Origin of the sequence: Terribacillus halophilus, assembly GCF_900101385.1 — a bacterium.
GTDB classification, from domain to species: Bacteria; Bacillota; Bacilli; order Bacillales; family Amphibacillaceae; genus Terribacillus; species Terribacillus halophilus.
Genome location: NZ_FMZB01000002.1, coordinates 84,271 through 107,040 on the forward strand (window position 1 = coordinate 84,271; position 22,770 = coordinate 107,040).

The 22,770-nt window shown below is 45.6% G+C and carries 19 protein-coding genes; 5 read left to right on the plus strand and 14 right to left on the minus strand.

Going from position 1 to position 22,770, the window contains the following annotated elements; genetic code table 11:
- Positions 1–100 precede the first annotated feature (100 nt).
- The 8 genes from gucD to BLQ53_RS03715 form a co-directional block, all read right to left on the minus strand.
- Complete coding sequence (gene gucD / locus BLQ53_RS03680) at positions 101–1,567, minus strand: alpha-ketoglutaric semialdehyde dehydrogenase GucD (RefSeq protein WP_093725948.1); 1,467 nt, start codon at positions 1,565–1,567, stop codon at positions 101–103.
- Positions 1,568–1,581: 14 nt separating this feature from the next.
- Positions 1,582–2,511, minus strand: a complete 930-nt coding sequence (gene kdgD / locus BLQ53_RS03685) for a 5-dehydro-4-deoxyglucarate dehydratase (RefSeq protein ID WP_093725949.1) — start codon at positions 2,509–2,511, stop codon at positions 1,582–1,584.
- A 510-nt stretch (positions 2,512–3,021) separates the two neighbouring features.
- Positions 3,022–3,888, minus strand: coding sequence for an SDR family oxidoreductase (locus BLQ53_RS03690; protein ID WP_093725950.1), 867 nt, complete (start codon positions 3,886–3,888; stop codon positions 3,022–3,024).
- An 87-nt stretch (positions 3,889–3,975) separates the two neighbouring features.
- On the minus strand, positions 3,976–6,030 hold the full coding sequence (locus tag BLQ53_RS03695) for a beta-galactosidase (RefSeq protein ID WP_093725951.1): 2,055 nt from the start codon (positions 6,028–6,030) through the stop codon (positions 3,976–3,978).
- A 21-nt stretch (positions 6,031–6,051) separates the two neighbouring features.
- Entirely contained in the window at positions 6,052–6,894 is an 843-nt protein-coding gene (gene ganQ, locus BLQ53_RS03700; RefSeq protein WP_093725952.1) for a galactooligosaccharide ABC transporter permease GanQ, read from the minus strand.
- A 3-nt stretch (positions 6,895–6,897) separates the two neighbouring features.
- Complete coding sequence (gene ganP, locus BLQ53_RS03705; RefSeq protein ID WP_093725953.1) at positions 6,898–8,154, minus strand: carbohydrate ABC transporter permease; 1,257 nt, start codon at positions 8,152–8,154, stop codon at positions 6,898–6,900.
- 57 nt (positions 8,155–8,211) lie between these two features.
- Positions 8,212–9,480: a galactooligosaccharide ABC transporter substrate-binding protein GanS gene (ganS, locus tag BLQ53_RS03710; protein ID WP_483162412.1), complete on the minus strand. Its 1,269-nt coding sequence runs from the start codon at positions 9,478–9,480 to the stop codon at positions 8,212–8,214.
- Between the two features lie 119 nt (positions 9,481–9,599).
- Complete coding sequence (locus tag BLQ53_RS03715; RefSeq protein WP_093725954.1) at positions 9,600–10,604, minus strand: LacI family DNA-binding transcriptional regulator; 1,005 nt, start codon at positions 10,602–10,604, stop codon at positions 9,600–9,602.
- Positions 10,605–10,781: 177 nt separating this feature from the next.
- On the opposite strand from BLQ53_RS03715, the gene BLQ53_RS03720 reads away from it, so the two are divergent.
- Genes BLQ53_RS03720 through BLQ53_RS03730 form a run of 3 tightly spaced genes read left to right on the plus strand, consistent with a single transcriptional unit; the run spans position 10,782 to position 14,490 of the window.
- Positions 10,782–11,954 (plus strand): galactokinase, encoded by a 1,173-nt coding sequence (locus BLQ53_RS03720; protein ID WP_093725955.1) that lies wholly within the window; start codon positions 10,782–10,784, stop codon positions 11,952–11,954.
- A 14-nt stretch (positions 11,955–11,968) separates the two neighbouring features.
- Positions 11,969–13,462: a UDP-glucose--hexose-1-phosphate uridylyltransferase gene (galT, locus tag BLQ53_RS03725; RefSeq protein WP_093725956.1), complete on the plus strand. Its 1,494-nt coding sequence runs from the start codon at positions 11,969–11,971 to the stop codon at positions 13,460–13,462.
- The gene (locus BLQ53_RS03730; protein WP_093725957.1) at positions 13,459–14,490 is read left to right on the plus strand and encodes an aldose epimerase family protein; all 1,032 of its coding nucleotides are present in this window, start codon (positions 13,459–13,461) and stop codon (positions 14,488–14,490) included. The genes galT and BLQ53_RS03730 overlap by 4 nt, the downstream gene beginning before the upstream one ends.
- 38 nt (positions 14,491–14,528) lie before the next feature.
- Here BLQ53_RS03730 and BLQ53_RS03735 read toward each other — a convergent pair whose 3' ends face one another.
- The 5 genes from BLQ53_RS03735 to maa all read right to left on the minus strand — a co-directional run bounded on the left by BLQ53_RS03735 (position 14,529) and on the right by maa (position 20,204).
- On the minus strand, positions 14,529–15,668 hold the full coding sequence (locus tag BLQ53_RS03735) for an ROK family transcriptional regulator (RefSeq protein WP_093725958.1): 1,140 nt from the start codon (positions 15,666–15,668) through the stop codon (positions 14,529–14,531).
- A 42-nt stretch (positions 15,669–15,710) separates the two neighbouring features.
- Positions 15,711–16,418 carry a DUF1266 domain-containing protein gene (locus tag BLQ53_RS03740; RefSeq protein WP_093725959.1) on the minus strand — a complete coding sequence of 236 codons (708 nt, stop codon included), beginning with the start codon at positions 16,416–16,418 and terminating at the stop codon, positions 15,711–15,713.
- The gene (locus BLQ53_RS03745) at positions 16,415–17,779 is read right to left on the minus strand and encodes a tetratricopeptide repeat protein (protein WP_093725960.1); all 1,365 of its coding nucleotides are present in this window, start codon (positions 17,777–17,779) and stop codon (positions 16,415–16,417) included. Before BLQ53_RS03745 ends, BLQ53_RS03740 begins: the two co-directional genes overlap by 4 nt.
- Positions 17,776–19,476 carry a molecular chaperone HscC gene (locus BLQ53_RS03750; RefSeq protein WP_093725961.1) on the minus strand — a complete coding sequence of 567 codons (1,701 nt, stop codon included), beginning with the start codon at positions 19,474–19,476 and terminating at the stop codon, positions 17,776–17,778. The genes BLQ53_RS03745 and BLQ53_RS03750 overlap by 4 nt, the downstream gene beginning before the upstream one ends.
- Before the next feature lie 167 nt (positions 19,477–19,643).
- The gene (gene maa, locus BLQ53_RS03755) at positions 19,644–20,204 is read right to left on the minus strand and encodes a maltose O-acetyltransferase (protein ID WP_093725962.1); all 561 of its coding nucleotides are present in this window, start codon (positions 20,202–20,204) and stop codon (positions 19,644–19,646) included.
- 104 nt (positions 20,205–20,308) lie between these two features.
- Between maa and BLQ53_RS03760 the strand changes: the two genes are divergently transcribed.
- A complete protein-coding gene (locus tag BLQ53_RS03760; RefSeq protein WP_093725963.1) occupies positions 20,309–21,157 on the plus strand; it encodes an N-acetylmuramoyl-L-alanine amidase in 849 nt (282 codons plus the stop codon).
- A 95-nt stretch (positions 21,158–21,252) separates the two neighbouring features.
- Positions 21,253–21,600, plus strand: a complete 348-nt coding sequence (locus BLQ53_RS03765) for a hypothetical protein (RefSeq protein WP_093725964.1) — start codon at positions 21,253–21,255, stop codon at positions 21,598–21,600.
- Positions 21,601–21,666: 66 nt separating this feature from the next.
- On the opposite strand, the gene BLQ53_RS03770 is transcribed toward BLQ53_RS03765, so the two are convergent.
- The gene (locus BLQ53_RS03770; protein WP_093725965.1) at positions 21,667–22,719 is read right to left on the minus strand and encodes a tetratricopeptide repeat protein; all 1,053 of its coding nucleotides are present in this window, start codon (positions 22,717–22,719) and stop codon (positions 21,667–21,669) included.
- Positions 22,720–22,770: the final 51 nt, after the last annotated feature.

A 22,770-nucleotide genomic window follows, 5' to 3' on the forward strand; every position in this document is an offset into this window, starting at 1 on the left:
GTGCAGGTTATCTCTGATTTTATCCATATCGTTCATTCCTCCACCGCTTTTTTGTAAGCGTTGTCATTAATAGGTATGGAAAAGGGCTTGATCTGCCCTTTTACCCTTTAACAAAAACTGTCTTGATGCTGGTGAAGAATTCTTTGGCTGCTTCACCCTGTTCCCTGGAATGGGAGCTTGACTGCTTCATCCCGCCAAATGGAGCTTGCAGTTCCACACCGGCGCTTTCGGCATTCACCCGGATAAGACCTGCTTCCATCTCTTCGGCGAACTGCAGGAAGCGTCCGATATTTTTTGTGAAAATAGAGGCACTCAATCCGAATTTGACATCATTCGCTACATCTATCGCTTGTTCCTCCGAATCTACTTTGATCAATGCGATGACAGGACCGAAAATTTCCTCCTGTGCAATCACCATATCAGTGGTTACGTCTTCAAAAATGGTCGGCTGAACGTAAAATCCCTTCTCGTAGTCCCCATCTGTCAGCTGTTCTCCACCTAGAATAAGCTTTGCACCCTCTTCTATCCCCGTTTGAATATAATGAAGGCAATTTTGCAGCTGGGCTTCGCTTGCAATCGGCCCGAGCCACACCTCCTGCTCAAGGCTGTTCCCGATTGTGATGTCCTTTGTTTTCTCAATCAGCTTTTCACGGAATGCATCATAAATCGACGCCTCCACGATGACCCTGCTTGTTGCCGTGCATTTTTGTCCTGTAGAACGAAAAGCACCGCTGATCGTAGCATCCACTGCTTGTTCGATATCTGCATCAGCGGCAATGATCACCGGATTTTTTCCGCCCATCTCCAGCTGATATTTGGCGCCTCTTTCCAACGCTGTCAAGCCAATACCTTTCCCGACATTATTGGAACCAGTAAACGTAATGCCCTGCACCTTTGGATGTTCGGCCAATCCTTTCCCGATAACGGATCCCGCCCCGGTGACAAGATTGATGACTCCTTTCGGAAAACCGGCCGCCTCAAAACATTCGATTATTTTGATGGCTGTAATCGCTGTTTCAGATGCCGGCTTGAATACAACTGTATTACCATAAACTAACGCAGGGGCCATCTTCCAAATAGGAATGGCAACCGGGAAATTCCAAGGGGCAATGACGCCGACGACACCCAACGGCACACGCGTCGTATACATGAAAGCACTGGCATCAGTGGAAGGAATGACATCACCAGTTTTACGCATCCCTTCACCTGCATAAAATTTCAATATAGCAATTCCACGCTGTGTCTCCCCACGAGCTTCTGGCAAAGTCTTGCCCATTTCTTTCGTAGCTGTCTCTGCAATCTCTTCGGCACGTTCCTCTAATATTGCGGCCGCCCGATAGAGGAAGTCGCCTCTTGCTGCCCCTGATAGGCTCCTCCATTCTTTCCGTGCCGCATCTGCCGCTTCCACAGCTGCTTCCAAATCTGCTGCTGTGGAACTTTGAATCCGCCCGACAGGTGTGCTTGTATCTGCTGGATTGATGACGGTAATCTGTTCTGCTGACTTTGATTCCTGCCATTCACCATTGATGAAGTTTCGGTATACGTTCGTTGTTACATTCATCGACATATATTAGCTCTCCTTTATGGGGTTTTCTGCTTTTGCGGATATTTTTCCAATGCTTTCGCAAGAATCTGTTCCATTTCCTTATAGTGCTCCTTGGTAACAGGTACGACTGGAGGACGCACATATCCCCTTGTGCTCAAACCGATGATCTCCATTCCTGCTTTGATCAAGGCAACTGCATAGCCTTTGCGTTGTTTACGTATGCGGTTGATCGGCAAGATGACATCCGCATATAAATCATCCAATGTACTTTGGTCTCCTGCAAGCAGTGACTCGTAATACAACCTGGAAATATGCGGGATGTAATTCGAGATGGCCGAAGAATATGTTGTTATCCCGAGTGGCAAATAAGCAGGCATTGTCACTTCCGCCATCGGCATGCCATTCAGGAAATCCACTCTTCCTTTGAATTCCTGCGTGAGGCAGATATTCAACTCCATATTCCCGATTCCATCTTTTATCCCCTTCAATTGAGGATAAGCTGTCAGCCGCCTTACTGTGTCGATGGAATAAACAGCATTATCCCTTTGGTAGAGAATCGCATCCAATGTTGGTGCATTATCAAATATTTCCTTTGCGTATTGATAAAGCCCTTCCTGTTCACCATGAATCAGATAAGGCGGAAGCAGCAAATAACCCGCTGCACCCTTCTCGGCTGATACAGCAGCTAGTTCAACAGCAGTCCGAAGATTCCCCCCGACTCCTGTATAAATCGGCACCTTGCCTGCAACTGCTTCAAACGCTGTATCCAGCATCACTTCGTACTCGGCCCGATCCAGGGATTGAAACTCACCCGATCCGCAAGCAATATAAATGGCATCCAAACCTCCCTCTACGAGAAAACGAATATTCTCAAACAATGCTTGCTCATCAAGTCTTCCTGTTTCGGTAAATGGCGCTACCGGAAATCCTAGAATACCTTTGGCTATGCCTGTTGATTGTCCCATTGCGTACCTCCTCAAGTAAGCGATGTCATTCCGTTTGTTTAATTGTATTACAAATAAACAAACGTGCAAATAGTTTTTATGTATGGAATAATTTCAGGCAAAAATAATGATATAAAACAAGTATGGAATCAAACTGCACATTGCCAGACGTACAATAAAATACAGCACAAAAAAAGGGACGTTATCCCTACCGATGTTTACTTTCACCCTATTTCCAATCGATTTAAAGATAACTGTCCCCCTAATACCACGGATACATTTTTATCTAGCCAATGAAATGTCCATTGGTTATTTTTTGCACAAAAAAAGAACCCTAAGGCTTTTTTCTATACGCTGAAATGATGTTGGATGAAACCAAAGGTACTTCATCATGTGAGATTGCCCAAACCTTTTCATCACGACCGCATTCCAAGCCAGGAACCAATCCCGACATGGCCATCCCGCCTTCCCAAAACCGCTGATTGCTGAAGGCAAAACAAAAACCCCATCCAGCGGACGGGGTTCAAGTTTTTAGGAAGATGTATAAGATCCCCCATTGATATGAATTGCTTGACCAGTCATATACGAAGCCTCATCAGAAGCAAGCATCACGTACGGCCATGCATGTTCGGATGGCTGACCTGGACGTCCCATCAAACTATCCTGACCGAATTGTTCAATCTTATCCTCACCGATTGTAGACGGGATGAGCGGCGTCCAAACTGGTCCTGGCGCAACGGAATTGGCGCGGATGCCTTTTTTGATAAGACTTTGGGCGATACTGCGCGTCCAAGCAGTGATAGCACCTTTTGTCGCGGAGTAATCCATGAACATCGGATTGCCTCGGTAAGCATTGATGGAAGATGTACTGATAATCGAGTCTCCTGCTTTCATATGTCGTACAGCGGCTTTGGTAAGATAAAATTGCGAGAAGAAGTTGACACGGAATACTTCCTCAAATTGCTCCGAGGAAATCTCAAGCACATCTTCCCGCACATATTGGATGGCGGCATTGTTGACGAGAATATTGATTTTACCGAATTCCTCCACTGTTTTCTCGACCAAGCTGATGCAATGCTCTTCATCCTTGATGTCGCCCGGCAGCAGCAGACAACGCTTGCCTTCTGCTTCGATAAGACGTTTTGTTTCTTCAGCATCTTCTGTTTCATCAAGGTAGGAAATTGCAACATCTGCCCCTTCCTTCGCATAAAGGACTGCCACAGCTCGCCCGATACCGGAATCACCGCCTGTTATTAGCGCAGCTTTTCCTTCCAATCTGCCGACTCCCTTGTAATCCAGCGGCTGATGCGGTAACGGATCCATTTTCGCTTCAATCCCTGGCTGACGATCTTGCTGATGTTTACTAGTTGTACCTTTCATCATATCTTTCGGTTCCATAGAAATGTCTCCTTTGCATCGTGATTGATACAATACTTTTCCACATTGACACTGCTGTGAAACGTGAAACCGAAAGCTTACAAGGCATCACTTGTCTACGCGAAGCACCTTCACCTCATAAGGATGCAACCGCAGCACACCCGAAAGGGACCCTCCATCCAATACATCCTCATACACTTGATCCAGCTGTATATCTTTTTCTTCCTCATTGAAATTCATGACAAACACGAACACGGATTTTGTATTGCACCGTACTTGGATGGAGACTCCATCCGGCTTTGTAATGCCAACCGGCGGCAAGATTCGTTCCGCTGCCAGCAATTGTCCATAAAAATCCTCCTGGAAAGTATCCTCCAATCTTCCGCCGATGTAATAAGCGATACCTTTTCCGTATGCATGCTTGGTGACAGCCGGGGTTCCCGCATAGAAATCCTCTTCATAGACACCTTTTGTCGTTGCGCCGGCAAGATCAAGTACCGTGGCATAATCCTTCAATTCGTAATGCTTCCCTTCATAAAACACTTTATTGCAATCACGCGGATAAAGGGTATCTGTTTCAGATGGCTGAATGCCGAAAACCTCTGCTAGTTTTTCATGCCATGAACCTTTATGCACAAGATCGTGCTCATTTACAACACCGCTGATATACGTCATGACAAGCTTCCCGCCATTTTTAACAAATGATTCAAGTTTTGCTGCTGTCCGATCTTCCATCATATAAAGCATTGGGACAACCAAAAGCTTATATTGGGAGAAATCATGATCTTTCATGATGACATCCACTGGAATATCACGCTTCCAAAATGGGCGGTAATGCGCATGCATTGTCTGGATGTACTGCTTGGAATCCAGACCATAACCTTGGGCATCTTGCAACGCCCAGTCGTTTTCCCAATCATAGAGCAATGCCACTTCGGCTGTGCGATGAGTTCCCTTAAGCGCGGCGAGTTTCTCCATTTTCTTGCCTAGTTCTGCAACTTCCCGGAATACACGGTTCCCCGGTGAACGGTCGTGATCGACGACCGCCCCATGAAATTTTTCCGTTGACCCCCTAGACTTTCGCCATTGGAAGTAAAGAATGCTATCCGAGCCATGAGCGAGCATCTGCATCGAGGCAAGGATATGCATGCCAGGGCGTTTTGCTTTGTTGACAGGATGCCAGTTGACCATGCTCGGTGTGTTTTCCATCAAGAGGAATGGCTGATTCTTCATCGTCCGGTATAAATCGTCAATGAATCCAACCTTCATTGCAAGCTCTGCTGTTGTTTCCCAATCATTATGCCAAGTCGGATACGCATCCCAGCTGATTACATCGATCTTATCTGCAAAACGATTATAATCCAGTCCCCGGAATGGAATCAGGTCAGGTGTATCCGCCATGAAATTCGTTGTAACCGGAATATCCGGTGTGATTTCGCGGATCGGGACCAATTCATTTTCCATGAAACGGACAGTCTGATCCGTCACGAACCTCCGCCAATCCAAACGCAATCCGTGAACACCATCTTCCCCATTCGGCGACGGAGATTCCACCTGCTCCCATTCTGTGAACGTGTGACTCCAAAATGGTCCCCACCATGCATCATTCAATGCTTCCAGATTTCCGTCATAACGTTCTTTGAGCCATTCCCGAAAAGCAGCCTGGCAGCGTTCGCAATGACAATCACCGCCATATTCATTGGAAATATGCCATAACAGCAAAGCCGGGTGATCTCCATATCTTTCCGCCAGCTTGCGGTTGATAGTTTGGGTCTTATCCAAGTACGTAGGTGAGGAAAAACAATGATTATGTCGGCCTCCATGCAGTTGCTTTACACGCTCAGCATTCACCCGCAAGACATCAGGATATTTCCTGGACATCCATGCAGGACGTGCACCGCTTGGTGTAGCCAAAATCACTTTGCCGCCAAAGGAATGGATATCATCGAAAATCTTATCCAGCCATTCAAAATTGTATACACCTTCTTCCGGCTCCAAAGCACTCCATGCGAAAATGCCGACCGAGAAAGTGTTGGTATGCGCCAATTTCATCAGTTCAATATCTTCTTTCAGGACATCCGGGTATTTCAGCCATTGGTCAGGATTATAGTCTCCTCCATGCAATAAAAATGGTGCTTTCAAGTTGCGCTTCGTCTGACTCATTTTCTTCTCTCCCTTTTTGATTTAACCTTTCGTTCCGCCTGTCGTCAGTCCAGAAACAAAATTCCGCTGCAGCAGCAGGAAGACGATGGCAATCGGTATACTGATCAGGATGGCCCCGGCAGCGAACGTCGTATAGCTGGCACCCATCACCTCATTGACTAAGTTGAATAATCCAATCGGCAGCGTATATGCCTCTGTCGTGCGCAGGATGACAGACGACAGGACAAAATCTCCTAATGGCACCGTGAACCCATTCATGGCGACAACTGCCAGCATCGGCTTCGACAATGGCATGATGATCTGCCAAAACGTACGGGTAAAGCTTGCGCCATCGATTCGTGCACTTTCATCAAGCTCCATCGGAATGGAATCCATATACCCCTTCATCAAATACGTATTCATCGGAATCAAGCCCCCGATATACAACAGGATCAAAAGCCAATGACTATTGATCATATCCAGCATTTGCGCGAGCACAAAGAGAGCGATCAGCGCGGAAAATTGCGGGATCATTTGCAGCAGCAAAAAGATGGTCAGTGTGTTCTTCCTTCCTTTAAAGCGGAAACGCGAGAAGGCATAACCTGTGAACGATACACTGATAATGGCACCGATCATGGTGAAAAAGCTGATTTTGACCGAATTTACATACCACTGCACATAAGGAAGGGACGCAGAGCCCTCGAACAATTCTTTATAGTGAGCCAGCGTCGGATTCTTCGGGATGATGGAGGTACTGATCAAGCTGTTTCCAGGATTAAAGCTGGCGCCGATCGTCCACGCAAGCGGATAAAGGATCAAGATCGACATCACAATCAGTACGCCATAGGAAAGGGTAAGTCGAATCAAACGAGATCGGTTGCGCATGGCTCATGCTCCTTCCTTGAATGTACTGGATTTTCGGAACTGCCATAAAGCAATGGATACGACAACAACAGATAACATAATGGTCAAAGCGGCTGCCAAAGCATATTGGCTGGACTGCATCGTCAGTTTATAGATCCAGGAGACAAGTATATCCGTACCGCCGGCGGTTGAATCTGGAACTGCTGGACCACCCGCATTGAACAGATAAATAATATTGAAGTTATTAAAGTTAAACGTGAACTGTGTGATGATGATTGGTGATATGGATAATAGGATCATAGGCATTGTTATGTGGCGGAACTTAGAGAAAACAGATGCCCCATCTATCGTTGCCGCCTCATACAGATCCTCTGGTATCGATTGCAGCACGCCTGTGGTCACCAGGAAAATATACGGAAAACCAAGCCACCCTTGCATCATAATCAGCGCAAATCGAGACCAGTTCGGATCTGTCAGCCAAGGGATTGCATCTATGCCAAGTGCAGCAAGAATATCATTGTTTACTGCTCCGAAACTGTCATTGAACAATCCCGCAAAGATCAATATGGTGACAAATCCCGGAACTGCCCAAGGCAGGACGAGAATCGTACGGAAGAGTTTTTTGAAACGGATTTCCTTTTGATTGGCGACAACAGCGAGAAAAATCCCTAGTGCTACCTGCAGTGTGGAAGCGACAATCGTCCAAACGATCGTCCATGCAAGAACATCAAAGAAAGTAGAGCGCCATATATCGACGGTGAAGATTTCCTTGAATGTGCTGAAGCCGACCCATTCCACGAGTTTAGCTGGTGGTGAATTATATAAATCATAATTTGTAAAAGCGATGGCGAAGCTGAAAAGAATCGGGAATACGACTGCGAACAATAGGAGCAGGAATGCCGGTCCGCTGATCAAATACGGATAGCCCTTCAGCAGCACGTGCTCATACTGCTGCCGGAGTGTATACAGCGTCTGTTTGTTATCACGCATGACACCCGTCTTATAGGCATCCCGCAAATTCAGATAATAAACAATCAAACCTAGGAAGATGACGATCAATGCGATGAGGCCCTCTGCCAGCAGGAAAATGGAATTGTCTCTCGGAATTTCTGTACCAAGCGTGACAATTCCCCACAACCCCATATTCAATAAATCCTTGAAAGCGATAAAAAATGAAATGGTGATCAGCAAAAACAGTAATCCTTTTAGCCATTGACGATGATAGAACTGCCCGAAACCTGGTACGATCGAGAGCAACAATGCCACTTTGCGATGCTGCACGCCCATTCCTCCTCTTACATAGAAAATACGCACCGGCACAATGCCGGCACGTCTTTATCATTTCCCGCCATGATTTGCCTCGATTTGACCTTTAATCGATTTCACCGCTTGATCAAGTGCTTCCTGCGGCTCAGATTTTCCAGTAGCAATCGTCTGCAGAGCAGCGTCTGTCGGTTTCCATACCTCATTCATTTCCGGAATACCAGGTGTCAGATCGGAGAATTGCGATTGTTCCGCTATCGCTTTGGACGCATCGCTTTCCATCACTTCCTGGTCTTCTGCCAAAGCCTTCACTGCCGGAACTTCTTTTGTCTTTTCATAACGAATTTTCGATACTTCTTCACTACTTAAATATTTAACTAGCTCTTCTGCAAGCTCGGCATTCTTGGAAAAAGTACTTACGTTGTAGCTTTTGACACCGATGAACGCCCGCATATTCTCCCCATTGGATAACTTCGGCAAAGAAGCGATGCCATAGTCGACACCCGCTGTTTCAAATGGTTCCAGATTCCATGGACCCGATATGATGGCGGCCGCTTTTCCTTCCGTAAACAGCGATTCAATGACATTAATCCCCTGCTCACCAACAAGACCGGATGGGAAGAGCCCCTCATCGTAAAAACGTTTGATTTCATTCGCACCCTCCACAGCTCCTTCATTGTTCAAGCCGATATCTTCCGGGTTGAATGTACCGTCACTGTTCTTGCCAAACACATATCCACCATAACCGCTCAGCACACTATTGGCGTAATACGTTTGATCGAACAATGCCAACAATCCGTATTGTTCTCCCTGTCTCACTTCCTTGGAATAATTGAACCACCCTTCCAAATCCTCCGGCAGCTCCTCTTCGGATATAAGTGCTTTGTTGTAGTAAAGCATCGTTGTTTCCACAGCTTTCGGAAGACCATACACTTTCCCTTCCACCATCTGGGATTGCATCGCTGACTCTGTATATACCGATTGCAGTGTTTCATCAACCGCTATTTCTTTGACCAAACCCTCTGCGACAGCAGACCCCATTTGATCTCCCGGCATCGTGAATACATCCGGGCCGGACCCAGCAGGCCCATCCAAACGCAAATCCTCCAATTGCTGTGCATAATTCTTTTCGACTATTTCCACGGTCACATCATGTTCCTTTTCGAACTCGGCTACGGCTTCTTCAATACCAATGGCCTTCTCTTTATCTTCCCAAATGACTAATTTGTCGCTTTTCTCGGACTCACTTCCATCCGATCCGCTCTCTTGCGGTCCACACCCAGTCAGTAAGACTCCCGTCATCAAACCTGATACCAAGCCAAGCAGCAACCTTTTCCTTTTCACTCGATCCACCCCTTCATTGAAAGCGTTTACAATAATAAACATAGCATTAAGTCAATTGGAAGTAAACAACTATTTCACTCATTTAAGTAAAATATTTACGAAAACAAAAAACGACCTTTTTAGTCAGTCGTTTTCGCCACGGTACTCTTTCTTTCGACAATTTCTCCGGTGATCAATACAGTTTTAGATAAAGTCCGTTTTCCAATAATTCGTTCCAGCAGCAAGTCGATAGCAGCCTTGCACACTTCCCCTAAATCGATGTGGAAGGTCGTCAATGGAGGGGAAACATACTTCGCCACACTGATATTATTTATGCCGATAACACTTACTTGCCCAGGAATGCTAATGCCATCTTCATTGAGTGCCTGAAGCATACCAACAGCTATCGGATCCGCAGCAGCTACGAATGCACTCGGCAAAACTGTCAGTTCGTCAATTGCCTTTTTCATCAGACCATACCCATTTTCTACACTGAAACCACGCCCGCAAAAGACCGAACGATCATCAAGCAAACCTTTTTGCTCCATATAGAAACGGAAGGTCTTTTCCCTAAGATCCATCTCATCCCCCATCGTATCAGGGTTTTGATACGTTCCGCCGACAAAGCCGATTTGTCGATGTCCTTGATTCAGCAAATGGTCAATTTGCTTCCTCGTGATCCATTCCAAATCTGGCCGTACAGCATCGTAATGATCCGGATCAGGAGCCGAGTCGATGAAAACCCCATTTCCGCTCAAGGTTTGCAGTTTCTTGTGCTCTGCCTTCGTAAAGGCCCCCACTGCCAGAAAACCTTGAATGGTATCCGGGACAGCCTCTATCCCTTCCTCTTTTTTGTATAATGTCAGTTCGATGTTACGTTCTTTTGCACATTGTTCCAATGCTTTGCGCATTGTCTTAAAGTAGACGTCCTCCAACTCTTCTGTATCCGTCACCCAATAAAGAAAGGCTATTTGCTTGATTCGAATATGGACTTCTTTCTTCCGGTAGTTCAATCTTTCCGCCACAGCAAAAATCTTATCCTTCGTTTCATCCGTCACAGACAGACTTTCATCGTGATTCAGCACTCTGGAGACAGTGGAAACGGAATATCCCACTTCATTCGCAATATCCTTGATTGTTGCCAAAATCCTCACCTCTTCTGTTTTGATTATGACAGAGTAATCCCCGTTAGTAAACTTTTTACTAAAAAAATCATATTCGAACAATGCAGCAAGTATCTCTTGCTTACACTAGGTCCTTGTAGTAAACTACTTGTAAACTTAGTTAATTAAATTAATAAAGTCTATTTAGGAGGCATCATGATGACGATTAATCCGAACCTGACAGCTTCATTTCAAAAAGTCTTCCAAACTGCTGAAACACCACGCCAATTCTTTGCACCTGGCAGAATCAATTTGATCGGTGAACACACGGATTATAATGGCGGACATGTTTTTCCGGCAGCCATTTCCTATGGCACGTATGCTTTGGCAGCAAAACGTCAGGACAATATCATCAGGCTGTACAGCATGAACTTTTCTGAAAGCGGTATCATCGAGCGATCTGTAGAAGATCTTGCCTTTCGAGAAGAAGATGACTGGGCCAATTATCCAAAAGGCGTCCTGCTCTACTTACAGCAAGCATCAGACAAATTAACTTCTGGCATGGATGTTCTCTTCTATGGAGATATACCAAATGGAGCTGGTCTGTCCTCTTCTGCTTCCATCGAGCTGGTCACTGGTGTAATGGCTGACATTATGTATGAACTCAAAATGGATAGGATTCCGCTTGTACAGCTCGGCCAGCGCGTGGAAAACGAATATATCGGCGTTAACAGCGGCATCATGGATCAATTTTCGGTAGGAATGGGAAAGCAAGGACACGCCATCCTGCTTGACTGCAACACATTGACTTACGAGCATGCACCCGTGGATTTGTCTGAGCATGTCATCTTGATCGCCAATACGAATAAAAAGCGCACATTATCTGGCTCTAAATATAATGAACGTCGGTCCGAATGTGAAGCCGCCCTAAAAGATCTGCAGCAGGAGTTGGAGATCAATAGCCTCGGGGAGCTCACACCGGATGCATTCGAACAGTACCATAGACTGATAAACGACCCCATCCATATAAAACGGGCCCGGCATGCAGTTCTTGAGAACAACCGGACGATTGAGGCATTAAGGAAGCTGCAAAAGCATGATTTGGCCGCATTCGGGGAATTGATGAATGATTCGCATCGTTCACTGCGGGATGATTATGAAGTGACCGGAAAGGAACTCGATACGATTGTCGAAGCAGCTTGGGCACAGGATGGAGTCCTTGGAGCAAGGATGACAGGAGCCGGGTTCGGCGGCTGTGCCATTGCACTAGTCGAAAAAGATAAAGTTGATGCTGTCCAAGCAGGTATCCAGCAGCATTACAGAGAAAAAATTGGATATGAGGCAACTTTCTATACCGCGACAATCGGTGATGGTGCAAAGGAATTAGCATAAAAGGAAGTGTTTATATGATTTATTCAGATATCGAGGCTTTATTGGAGCAGAGTTGCAAAGAAGGTTTAATCAAGGAAAGAGATATCATCTATGTACGCAATCAGGTGATGCACCTGCTGAAGATGACAACCTATCCGACACATAAGCTTTTGACGAGCTCGGGTTCAATCCCAGATTTAGTCGATCGAATCATCGATTATGCTGTGAAGGAAGATGTCATCGATAACATTCTGGATGAGAAGGAGATGCTAGCTGCATCACTGATGAATTGTTTCATGCCTCGTCCTTCCACTGTCCAGACATTGTTTGACAACCATTTTAAGCAATCGCCAGAACAGGCAACGGATTACTTTTACAATTTAAGCAAGAATAGCAATTATATCCAAATGAACCGAATCAAAAAGAACATCTCGTATAAAGTACAGACTGAATATGGTGAGATGGACATTACAATCAACCTGTCCAAGCCGGAAAAAGACCCAGAGCAAATCAAGCGTGAGCGGATGATGAAACAGGATGATTCCTATCCTCCTTGTGTCCTATGCAAAGAAAATGAAGGTTACGTTGGCAGGGTTGGTTATCCTGCTCGCTCCAATCACCGAGTAGTCGAATTAACATTGGCAGAGGAGAAATGGTTTTTCCAATACTCCCCTTATGTTTATTACGATGAACACAGCATTCTATTATCAGAAGCGCATCGGGCAATGAAAATAAATGCGGACACATTCCGGAGACTGCTTGAATTCGTGGATAAGTTCCCTCATTACTTCATCGGATCGAACGCCGATTTGCCGATTGTTGGAGGTTCCATTCTCTCCCATGATCATTACCAAGCCGGTCGTTATACATTCGCTATGACCGATGCCGAAGAACACTACACCTTCCCGATTCATGCACATCCGGATGTGAGAGCGGCTGTGCTGAAGTGGCCGATGACTGTGATCCGACTTCAAGCGGACGATCAGCAGAAACTAGCAGCAGCAGCGGATAGCATCCTGGTTTTTTGGCGTGATTATAATGACAAAGAGGCGGCAATTCACTCACATACGGATGATACACCTCATAATACGATCACTCCTATTGCCAGAATACGTGATGGGTTATATGAACTGGATCTTGTTCTTCGTAATAATCGGACAACAGCTACCCATCCATTAGGAATCTTCCATCCGCATGCAGATGTGCACCACATCAAAAAAGAAAATATCGGATTAATCGAAGTGATGGGTCTTGCTGTATTGCCGCCCCGTCTCAAAGAAGAACTGGAGACGATCATCAATTACCTTACCGGTGAAGCAGATGAAGTCGATTCCATTCACGAAGAGTGGGCACTTAAACTTCGGGAAACATATGGATTCCTGCATAACAAACAATATGCAGAAGAAATCGTACAAAAAGAGCTTGGCAAGAAGTTCGTACGTGTGCTGGAGGACTCTGGTGTATTCAAGGATGATACAGCCTTCCAGCGCTTCATTACAAAACTAAACCAGAAAGTGGTGTCTTCATGATCGAAAAGACTGCGCTTCAGGATGGATGGGAATTGTACACGGTCACCAATACCAATGGGATGCGGCTAAAAGTGCTGAACTTCGGCGGCATCATCACTTCTTTAGAAGTCCCTGACAAGCATGGCAATCTGGAAAATGTCGTGTTGGGATATCGCAATTTCAAGGATTATCAAGCGAATCCAAACTACTTCGGTGCTTTAATTGGCCGAGTGGCCGGACGGATACAAAATTCAAGATTCGAATTGGAAGGCAAGACATATCAATTGGAGGCAAATGAAGGAAAACATCATTTGCATGGCGGTCCCAATGGCTTTCACCAAGTCCTGTGGAAAGTAGAACCGTTTGAAGAAAATCAAGCAAGCGGTCTGCGGCTTTCATACACAAGTGAGGATGGCGCGGGCGGCTACCCTGGCAATTTGCAGGTTGTTGTGACTTATACCCTTACAAATGATAATAAGCTTGTGATGCTTTATGAAGCAGCTACTGACAAAGAAACGCCCGTCACACTGACAAATCATTCGTATTTTAATCTGAGCGGCAATTTGAAAAAGACCATTGCTAAGCAGCAAGCAATGGTTAACAGTGACAAGTTTACAGAATTGGATGAAGAACTGATTGCATCAGGCAGATGGCTGGATACTGCTGCCTCCCCATTTGATTTACGGTCTTTCAAACCATTGGAGGATGTATTCAGTGCACCGCATGAACAGCTTCGTATTGCCGGCGAAGGAATCGACCATTATTTCTTATTTTCAGATGAGAAGGGCCCAAAAGCCGGTCTTTATGATCCTGAAAGCGGACGGTTGATGACGATCGAATCCGACCAGCCCGGCCTTGTTTTATACACCGGAAACGGTCTGGACGAAACGTTGGAACTGAAAGAGCGTATGTCAGAAAAGTACCTGGGAATTTGTTTCGAAACACAGGCTTTTCCCGCTGCCTTGCATCATGACGGGTTTCCAAGTCTCATCTTGCGTCCTGATGAAACGTATCGCAGAGAGACCGTCTTAACATTCACAGTGAAATGAAAAGAAAAAAGCAGACACCGCTAAGATGTCTGCTTTTGTTATACCGGGACAAACAAATCAACCAATTGCAATGCCGTTGCACCTAATGCTGTCGCATGCTTTCCATGATTACTTATCATTATCTCAGTCTGGGCTGCTTGATCGGTCAAGGCACGGCTTGCAATCTCTTTCTTAAGCGGAGGGATGATAAAAGCTGCACTTCCCATCACACCCCCGCCAAGGATGATGCGATCCGGATTTAACAGATGTATTAAATTGACCAGACCAATTCCGAGTGTTCGTCCGGCTCTTTCCAGGACGGCCTGAGCTGCTTTATCTCCAGCCAGGGCCGCTTGATGGACAGCTTCCCCGTTTGCCAGTCCCGCTTGCTGCGCAATAGCAGGTCCACTCGCAAGTGTCTGGAGACAGCCGCGATTTCCGCAGGCGCATACTGTTCCGTTTGGATCGATCGACATATGTCCCAACTCTCCAGCAAGTCCAGCTGCCCCATGGAAAAGCTTTCCTTGAATGATGATCCCCGCACCAATTCCCTGGCCGATATTGACGGCGACCATACTATCCTGCAGCTCATAACCGCCGAACCACGCTTCACCGAGTGCCATTGCACGTGCATCATTATCCACTTTCACCGAAATACCGAACCTATCTTCCAGTTCCTGCTTGATCGGGATATTGCGTAATCCTAAGAGAGGTGCTAGGCGGGAATCGCCAGTTTCTGCATCGACCACTCCATGCATCGCTACCCCGATGCCGATGATTTGCTCCCTTTGCAAGGAATGATCATCAAGCAGTTGTTGAATAGCTTGGACAACTTGATCCAAAAATTCCTTATTCGTCTTGACATGAAGCTGATGGGAAACACTTCCTAAAACCTCTCCTGTAAGGGAAGTCAGGATACAGTCGACTGTACCGGGACCAGCATCGACGCCGATGACAAACCACTCATCAGTGCGGATATGAAGCATCGTAGGCTTGCGGCCGCCGCTGGAGGTACCCAGCTTCCTTTCCTCTACCAGCCCTTGTTCAATCAATTCCTTGACGAGGATGCTGACGGTCGGAGGTGTCAAACCTGTCTCTTTTGCGATGTCAGCACGCGAAATCGGCGCCGATATGCGAATTTTATTAAGGATCAGGGATCTATTCACTGTTTTCATCAATTGAAATGTACCACGCTGCATACGAACCGCTCCGTTATCAATATACATTCAGTATATCATGATTCAAACCGAAGCTGATATGCTCATTATTTCTTCTTTGCGCCATGGAAGTTTTGGCAGCTTCGTCTGTGATGACATGAATAGCTTATAAATATGGGTGCGCCCATGATCTTTCAGGGGTCTTGCTTTCGGATCGTCTTCGGGTTTCACGTTAAACGCACTTCCTACAATGTAGGCATCCATGTAGGCATCCCAACTGCTGTACAGTTCCATTGCCCGCTGTGCAGCCTGAAGCATCTTGGCAAATGCTTCTTTTGGTGAAAGGACGTGCAATGCTCTGCCAACACGGCATAAATAGATGAAATTGGCTATTTCATATGCAGTAATACCCGCTTCGGGAAGGACATGCATACTTGATTTGACAACCCAATAGCGGTAGCCATCCCAACCTGTCATCTCCATTTGCTTGACCATGCCATCCCTTTCTGACATGGATAAAGGGGCCAGGATGTTTCGCACTTCCTTGTAATGCATACTCAGCTCCTTCTTTGTGAGCGCATTGATACATTGTTTCAATTCCTCAGGCGACTGTATCCCTCTATCCTTGGTCAGCTTTTTCAGGTTCAATTCACCGGTCAGTTTATCAAGAATCGGCCGGAATTCCCGATGCAGATAGATTTGCACCCCCATCGCTCCAGGATGGCACATAAACGATAAATGTCGTAAGTACTTCTCTATTTCTTTCCTATCGATTTTCGTATTGTTGCTCATCCGGCTGCCTCCTCTTTGCTTTTCTTCTTACCCAGTAGTTTAAATGGCATGGCCAGGAGTTTGAACAGCAGATAAGGTACAATGATCAGCAACCCGATAGCGAAAGAAAAGTCGAGATTAACAATACCCGGCCGCATCCGATTCCCCCACATGATACCAAGAAAAGCGACGATCAATGGAATAGCCAAGACTGCTGTAAGGAGTGCCGGTGGATCGAATAGCCATTCCAGCAAGCAGAATCCCAGTATGTAAATCCACCATGTTTTAATCAAGAATCCAATCCCCCCCAGCAAGGCAAAAACAACTTGGAAGAAATTCTCTTTGAACGAAGACCGGGTCCTTTCCCCGCCAAATAACGGATTGAACAAACAACCCTGAAAAGAGGTCTTAAAGAATCCAATCTCTTCCTTAACAACTCCAGTCTCGGGTTTCAAAGTTTCCACCGCTTCCTTGATTTGTCCAAGCTGCTGCTGGCAGTAGGCTGCCCCTCCCGCTGCAGTCTTAATTGCAGGATCAATCTGATAAACTCGCTTGTAGTCATGGAGCGCCGCCTCATATTGCCCATCATCAACAAGCAGCTGCGCCCGGTCCAGATACATTGCCGTATCCTCTTTCTGTTCCAAAGCCTTCGAAAGTGCCCAGACCGCCCGATCCTTCTCTCCGGCCGCTGTTTCATAAACACTGATAAGACGCAGCAGTTCCGGATCGCTTGTGTACATTTCATATCCTTTGTTTAACATGACAGCAGCCTGATCATAATCCCCTTCGGATAATAGGTCCTTGGCAAATTCCCTCAGCGAATAATACTTTGCATAGTCGAATGCTTCCCCCGCTTCAATTGCCTTAAATTGACGCACACCCAGCAATCGATCCATTAATCCCTGTATTACATTGTCATCATGATAAGCATGGAGTTCTGATTCTCTTTCCTGCCAGTGGAATGCTTGATCTAGCATTTTATATGCTTCTTTCGGCAAATAGGGATGCTGTGACAGAAAATCTATCAGCCGGCGCTGAAGTTCTTCACTCTTCTCTATGTTCCAGACAATATCCTGCTGCAGCCATTGCCGCAAGCGATCAAGGCGATTTGGATCGGAGAAATCATTATATAAATGATAAAAGGCGTTCATAGTCCGATTTACTTCATCCAGCTGCGGAGCCTGCATATCGTCTGGTTCCTGTGGTTCATGATCAATATCATTCGGATCATACCGCAAAGCCTTTTCGTATGCCTCACGTAATTCCTGGTAACCTTCCGGATCGTCATCCGGACGGCAGATTCTTAGTTTACTAGCGTATGCCTTCTTGATTATCTTTTTATCATCTGTCGGTTCCAGCTCTAATACATCCCAAATGCTCATCGGTGCAGCATACCCCCTTCCAGCGCTTCCAGCTGCTCTCTCATAGACGCACTTGCTTCTTCTATCTGCTTTTCATCCTGTGTTTCCAGTATATTCTCATAATGCAGCAGCAGTCTGGATAGATACTGACGTGCATCTCCTGTCAGCTCCTCGTACAAACGTTCTGCTTGTGCCACTAACAAGCGATTTTCCGCTCTTTCCCGAGGGTGGATCTTAAGTGCACGCAGTCGCTGAAGGCTCTCTTCTATCTCCGCTTCAGAAAGATTTCCTGGATTCTTTTCAATCACAATCCGCTTTTTTTCGCCAGTCGATACGCTGATTGCTTCCACTTCCAAGATGCCATTTGTATCATATGTAAAACGTACATCTATCCCTTCCGCTCCGGCTGGCCGAGGTTTGACCTCTATCTGCAGCTCACCTAATCTGACGTTGTTCGCCACTCTCCTACTTTCGCCTTGGTAGATGACGATTTTGACAGCCTTTTGATCATCATAAATCGTATGATACCTATCCACTTTGCTGATCGGAATTGGTGAATTACGCTCAATCAGGGGATCATAATATCCCCCCTCTATACCTGCCCTACCATGTTCAGCAACTTCGATACCCAATGTATAAGGGCATACATCTGTCAGGATAAGCTCATCAAGTGCCTCATCCTTATCCTTCAAAGCTGCTTGTATCGCAGCTCCGATAGCCACGGCTTCATCTGGATTGATCGTCGCATATGGCAAACTCCCGAACATCTTTGCAATCACCGTTTTAATGATGGGCAGTCTGGTAGCACCTCCAATCAGAATCACATTATCGAGATCCCTTGGGGATAGGGAGGCATCACGAAGTGCTCGTTCAATCGGCTGGCGCAACCTCAAGATCAGGTCATATACCATTTTTTCATAAGTGTCCAGGGTTACCTCCGTTTCATAGAGCTGCCCATCGATGAGCAATGACAAATGAAGCTGACCTTTGATTCCCAGACTTCGTTTACCATGCTCTGCTTGTTTATAAAGCAGCGAAGCCTCCTTCATGGCCAGCTGCTCTTGCTGTAAATCGTGCTTCGTCAGGAAATGTTCCACTAAGATAGCCGTGAAATCCTCTCCGCCGAGATAATTGTCACCGGCAATGGATTTGACATCCATTACTCCGTCAAAAAGCTCCAGAATGGAAACATCAAAGGTACCCCCACCTAAATCGAATACAAGAAACTGTGTTTCATCCTTATCTTGATGCAGGCCGTACGCAATTGCAGCCGCGGTTGGCTCGCTGATCAAACGTTCGACTTTAAGTCCAGCCATTTCCGCTGCCTGTTTAGTCGATCGCCGCTGTATATCGTTGAAATACGCCGGCACACTGATGACAGCCTCCGTCACCGCTTGTTCCAAATACATTTCTGCATCTTCCTTCAGCTGCTTTAAGACAAGCGCAGACAATTCCACTGGAGTGAATGTTTGTGTTCCGAGCTTATATTCCTTTTCCGTACCCATATAACGTTTGAAGGCAGCAACTGTTGCAGATGGATGGGTAATGAGCCGTTCTTTGGCGATTTCCCCTATAAGGATGCTATCATCTTTATCTACACTCACTACTGAAGGAGTCAGCCTTTTTCCCAAGGCATTGGGGATGATTTCAGCCTGCTCACCATTCCAATAAGCAGCCAAGCTGTTCGTAGTACCTAAATCAATGCCAATTGTTGTCATAACACTACCTCTTTCACGTCCATTTTTAACACACCAATTATAAACATTGATCATGGAGAAACAAGCGAAACCGCTAAATCGCAACTATAAAACGTTTATATGGGTATTGCGGCAGGGAGGTCATTCGAACTAAAAAAGAGACCCTGTCAGGGCCTCCATGTGTTACCTTATATCTCGATTTGTTTCATGACCTTTGCTGGGTTGCCGCCGACGACTGTATTTGCCGGAACATCTTTTGTGACCACTGCACCTGAACCGATGACCGCATTATCGCCGATTGTAACACCAGGATTGATGATTGCTCGTCCGCCAATCCAAACATTATCCCCAATCGTCACCGGTTTGCCTAATTCATACCCCGAATTACGCTCGACCGGATGAAGCGGATGTGTTGCGGTATAAATATGTACCCCGGGGGCAAGCATGCAATTATCCCCGATGCGGATTTCACAGATATCCAGCAAGACACAGTCAAAATTCGCATAGAAGTTTTCCCCTAGATGAATATTGTAGCCATAATCACATCGGAAATTCGGCTCAATATAGACTTTTCCTTTCATTGAGCCTACTATTTGCTTCAATAACAAAGAACGCTCTGCATGCTCATAGCTTGTTGTATCGTTATAATGACGGATCAGCTCCCGAATTTTCAACCGTCTATCCGTCAATTCCTTATCAGCCGGACGATAAAACTCTCCTGCCACCATCTTCTCTCTTTCTGTCTTCATTTTCCTCTCCCCTTTCTGGGAACCTATCATATTATGTATCTATTGTTATAAAACTCGCGATTGCTGACCATACTGATTCTATTATATCGCAAAGGAGAATCACTATGCGTACCGGCCTTAAAGTTGCATTACCTCTATTATTCATACTCGTTGCAATCCTATTGATCCTTCCAGCCCAAGCAGATGCAAGCGTTTCCAACACAGGTCAGACTACTGCCAACCTGAACATCAGGGCGACTCCATCAACGGATGCTGCCATTCTTGGCAGATTCCCTGCAGGGACCCAATTCCAATACATCGACAGAGGGGATGGCTGGGGACAGGTTACCATTCAAGATCAAACAGGTTACCTGAGCTTGGATTATGTAGCGAAAGTGAGTGAAGAGACAGCCACTCCACCTGAATCATCCGCCAAACAGTCCGTGCAAAGAATCATCATTGATCCTGGTCATGGCGGAAAGGACCCTGGTGCAATCGGCAATGATACGATGGAAAAAAGAGTTGCGCTGACTATTTCCGAGAAGCTTCAGCAAAGATTGCTTACTAATGGTTATGACGTAAAGATGACGCGCAGCGATGATATTTTTATTCCTTTATCAGAACGCGCGTCAATATCGAATAACTGGGGGGCAGATTTATTTGTAAGTGTACACGCCAACAGCGCAACGACGCCTTCAGCCAAAGGATTGGAATCCTATTACTATGGTCAAAGCAGCAGCGGGAAAAAACTGGCTTCCAGCATACAAACTGCACTTGCATCCAATACAAATAACGAAAACAGAGGCACACACAGTGCTGATTTCTATGTGTTGCGCCACACTTCGATGCCGGCAGTCCTAGTTGAAACAGGGTTTATCTCTAATCCTGCCGATGCCGCACTGCTGAATGACTCAACTTATCAAAATGACGTTGCGGATTCGATAGCTGAAGGCATCAAAGCATACGCCAGCTAATCCACAAGGCTGCTTATATAGCAGTCTTTTTTACACAACATTCACACTACTCCATCCATATAATCGTATAATTGTAAGGAATAGGGGGTATGAATATGAAATATTTACTAGATTTCATTTTAGCAATCATTTTAACCGGACTTTCGTATTATATCGGCAGTTTATTATTCCGGCATGGAATGCCAATTTGGCAAGCAATGGTCATCGGCTTCTCGGTCGTAGCCCTTGGCGCATTGACAGAGGCACTTGGTGCACCGATCTGGCTGATTGTGCTCGTCCCATTCCCAGTCGGGATGCTTCTTTTGTATCTTTTCCTGCAAGTACCTGTTCCGAATTGGATCATCACTTATGCAACAACCTTGGCATTTTACACGTTGTTACATATACCGATGAGTTATTTCTTCCAATTCCATAGTTTGATTCCAGCTTGGAAACTATCCTAAAAGTCAAAAGGAGATTGCCTTGTGAGCAACCTCCTTTTTTCATTTCCCCCGCGGGGGCGACAATGATTATTTTAAAGTTAAAAGATAATACTTGGATGCATTCTCAAAGTCTTGATTTTCTTTATAGTATTCCGCAAGCTGTTCCGAATAATAACGTACATTAGGTCCATCATGAATGGATTGAAAGTATTTGATTCCTTCCTGCCATACTCCTTCAAAGCTGTCCTTATCAATATATTGCTTATGAAGCATGGCAAACATCCACTTATACGCATCCTCATCGCGCTCTTTACTCAATGCAAATCCTTCCGCAAAATAATCCATGGCTTGTTCCTTACGCCCAAGGAGGAAACAGCATTCCGTAACATAATAGAGACTCTTCAAATAATATTCCGGATGCTGATTCTGCATGGATCGATCAAAGTACCATAGCGCTTTTTCAAGCTGATTTTGCTTAAAATACAGTACACCAAGATTATGATGGATATATATAGGAAGCTGCAATTCAGATTCAGTTGCACCATCCTCCAAAGCAGCCAGGAATAACTGCTCCGCCTTGCGAAAGTCCGCCTTTTCCAAATAATTCAGCCCTTGCAGCAGGCGGCATTTGGCCAGCTGCAATTCCTGATTGTAGCTTATAGCCGCTTCAATTGCTTTATCCGCATTCAAAATAGAAAAAACAGTCATACCCATATAATAGTACGTATTAGCCAATTTGTAATAGAAATCGGAGACCTCCCGCTGGTCGATTTGTACCGTCAAAAACGATTCTGCACGTTCATATTCGACAATTGCTTCCTGGAGCTTGTCCTGCCTGTACAGCAGCAGCCCCTTGAAGAAATGATAATAGTATAGATTTCCGCCGGTGAGCACGAATGCTTCTGCCGCCCCTTCAAGCAGCTTTTCTCCCTTATCCAGATTACCTTTTAGCATCTCCAACCGTGCTTCATACAGCATACTTCTTGCCAGTAGCTTTTCATCACGGATTGCAGCTTCCAATTCAGCTATTTCATGGCGGATCTTCCCAGCAGCGCGGATTTGTTCCGTTTTGATATTATCGTATAACCTATCTAGCTGCTCGGTAAATATGTCGGTATTCTTTTGATCAGTCTGGTACATCGGCTCACCCTCTTTCCATTCATATCAGAATCATCGGTTAAAATTTACGCA

Excerpts from the sequence above, each read along its gene's own strand:
- BLQ53_RS03740 (WP_093725959.1), bottom strand. The coding sequence starts at position 16,418 with ATGAGCAACAATACGAAAATCGATAGGAAAGAAATAGAGAAGTACTTA.
- BLQ53_RS03765 (WP_093725964.1), top strand. The coding sequence starts at position 21,253 with ATGAAATATTTACTAGATTTCATTTTAGCAATCATTTTAACCGGACTT.
- BLQ53_RS03770 (WP_093725965.1), bottom strand. The coding sequence starts at position 22,719 with ATGTACCAGACTGATCAAAAGAATACCGACATATTTACCGAGCAGCTA.
- BLQ53_RS03750 (WP_093725961.1), bottom strand. The coding sequence starts at position 19,476 with ATGACAACAATTGGCATTGATTTAGGTACTACGAACAGCTTGGCTGCT.
- BLQ53_RS03720 (WP_093725955.1), top strand. The coding sequence starts at position 10,782 with ATGACGATTAATCCGAACCTGACAGCTTCATTTCAAAAAGTCTTCCAA.
- gucD (WP_093725948.1), bottom strand. The coding sequence starts at position 1,567 with ATGTCGATGAATGTAACAACGAACGTATACCGAAACTTCATCAATGGT.
- ganQ (WP_093725952.1), bottom strand. The coding sequence starts at position 6,894 with ATGCGCAACCGATCTCGTTTGATTCGACTTACCCTTTCCTATGGCGTA.
- kdgD (WP_093725949.1), bottom strand. The coding sequence starts at position 2,511 with ATGGGACAATCAACAGGCATAGCCAAAGGTATTCTAGGATTTCCGGTA.
- maa (WP_093725962.1), bottom strand. The coding sequence starts at position 20,204 with ATGAAGACAGAAAGAGAGAAGATGGTGGCAGGAGAGTTTTATCGTCCG.
- galT (WP_093725956.1), top strand. The coding sequence starts at position 11,969 with ATGATTTATTCAGATATCGAGGCTTTATTGGAGCAGAGTTGCAAAGAA.
- BLQ53_RS03730 (WP_093725957.1), top strand. The coding sequence starts at position 13,459 with ATGATCGAAAAGACTGCGCTTCAGGATGGATGGGAATTGTACACGGTC.
- BLQ53_RS03735 (WP_093725958.1), bottom strand. The coding sequence starts at position 15,668 with ATGCAGCGTGGTACATTTCAATTGATGAAAACAGTGAATAGATCCCTG.
- BLQ53_RS03760 (WP_093725963.1), top strand. The coding sequence starts at position 20,309 with ATGCGTACCGGCCTTAAAGTTGCATTACCTCTATTATTCATACTCGTT.
- BLQ53_RS03695 (WP_093725951.1), bottom strand. The coding sequence starts at position 6,030 with ATGAGTCAGACGAAGCGCAACTTGAAAGCACCATTTTTATTGCATGGA.
- BLQ53_RS03745 (WP_093725960.1), bottom strand. The coding sequence starts at position 17,779 with ATGAGCATTTGGGATGTATTAGAGCTGGAACCGACAGATGATAAAAAG.
- BLQ53_RS03690 (WP_093725950.1), bottom strand. The coding sequence starts at position 3,888 with ATGGAACCGAAAGATATGATGAAAGGTACAACTAGTAAACATCAGCAA.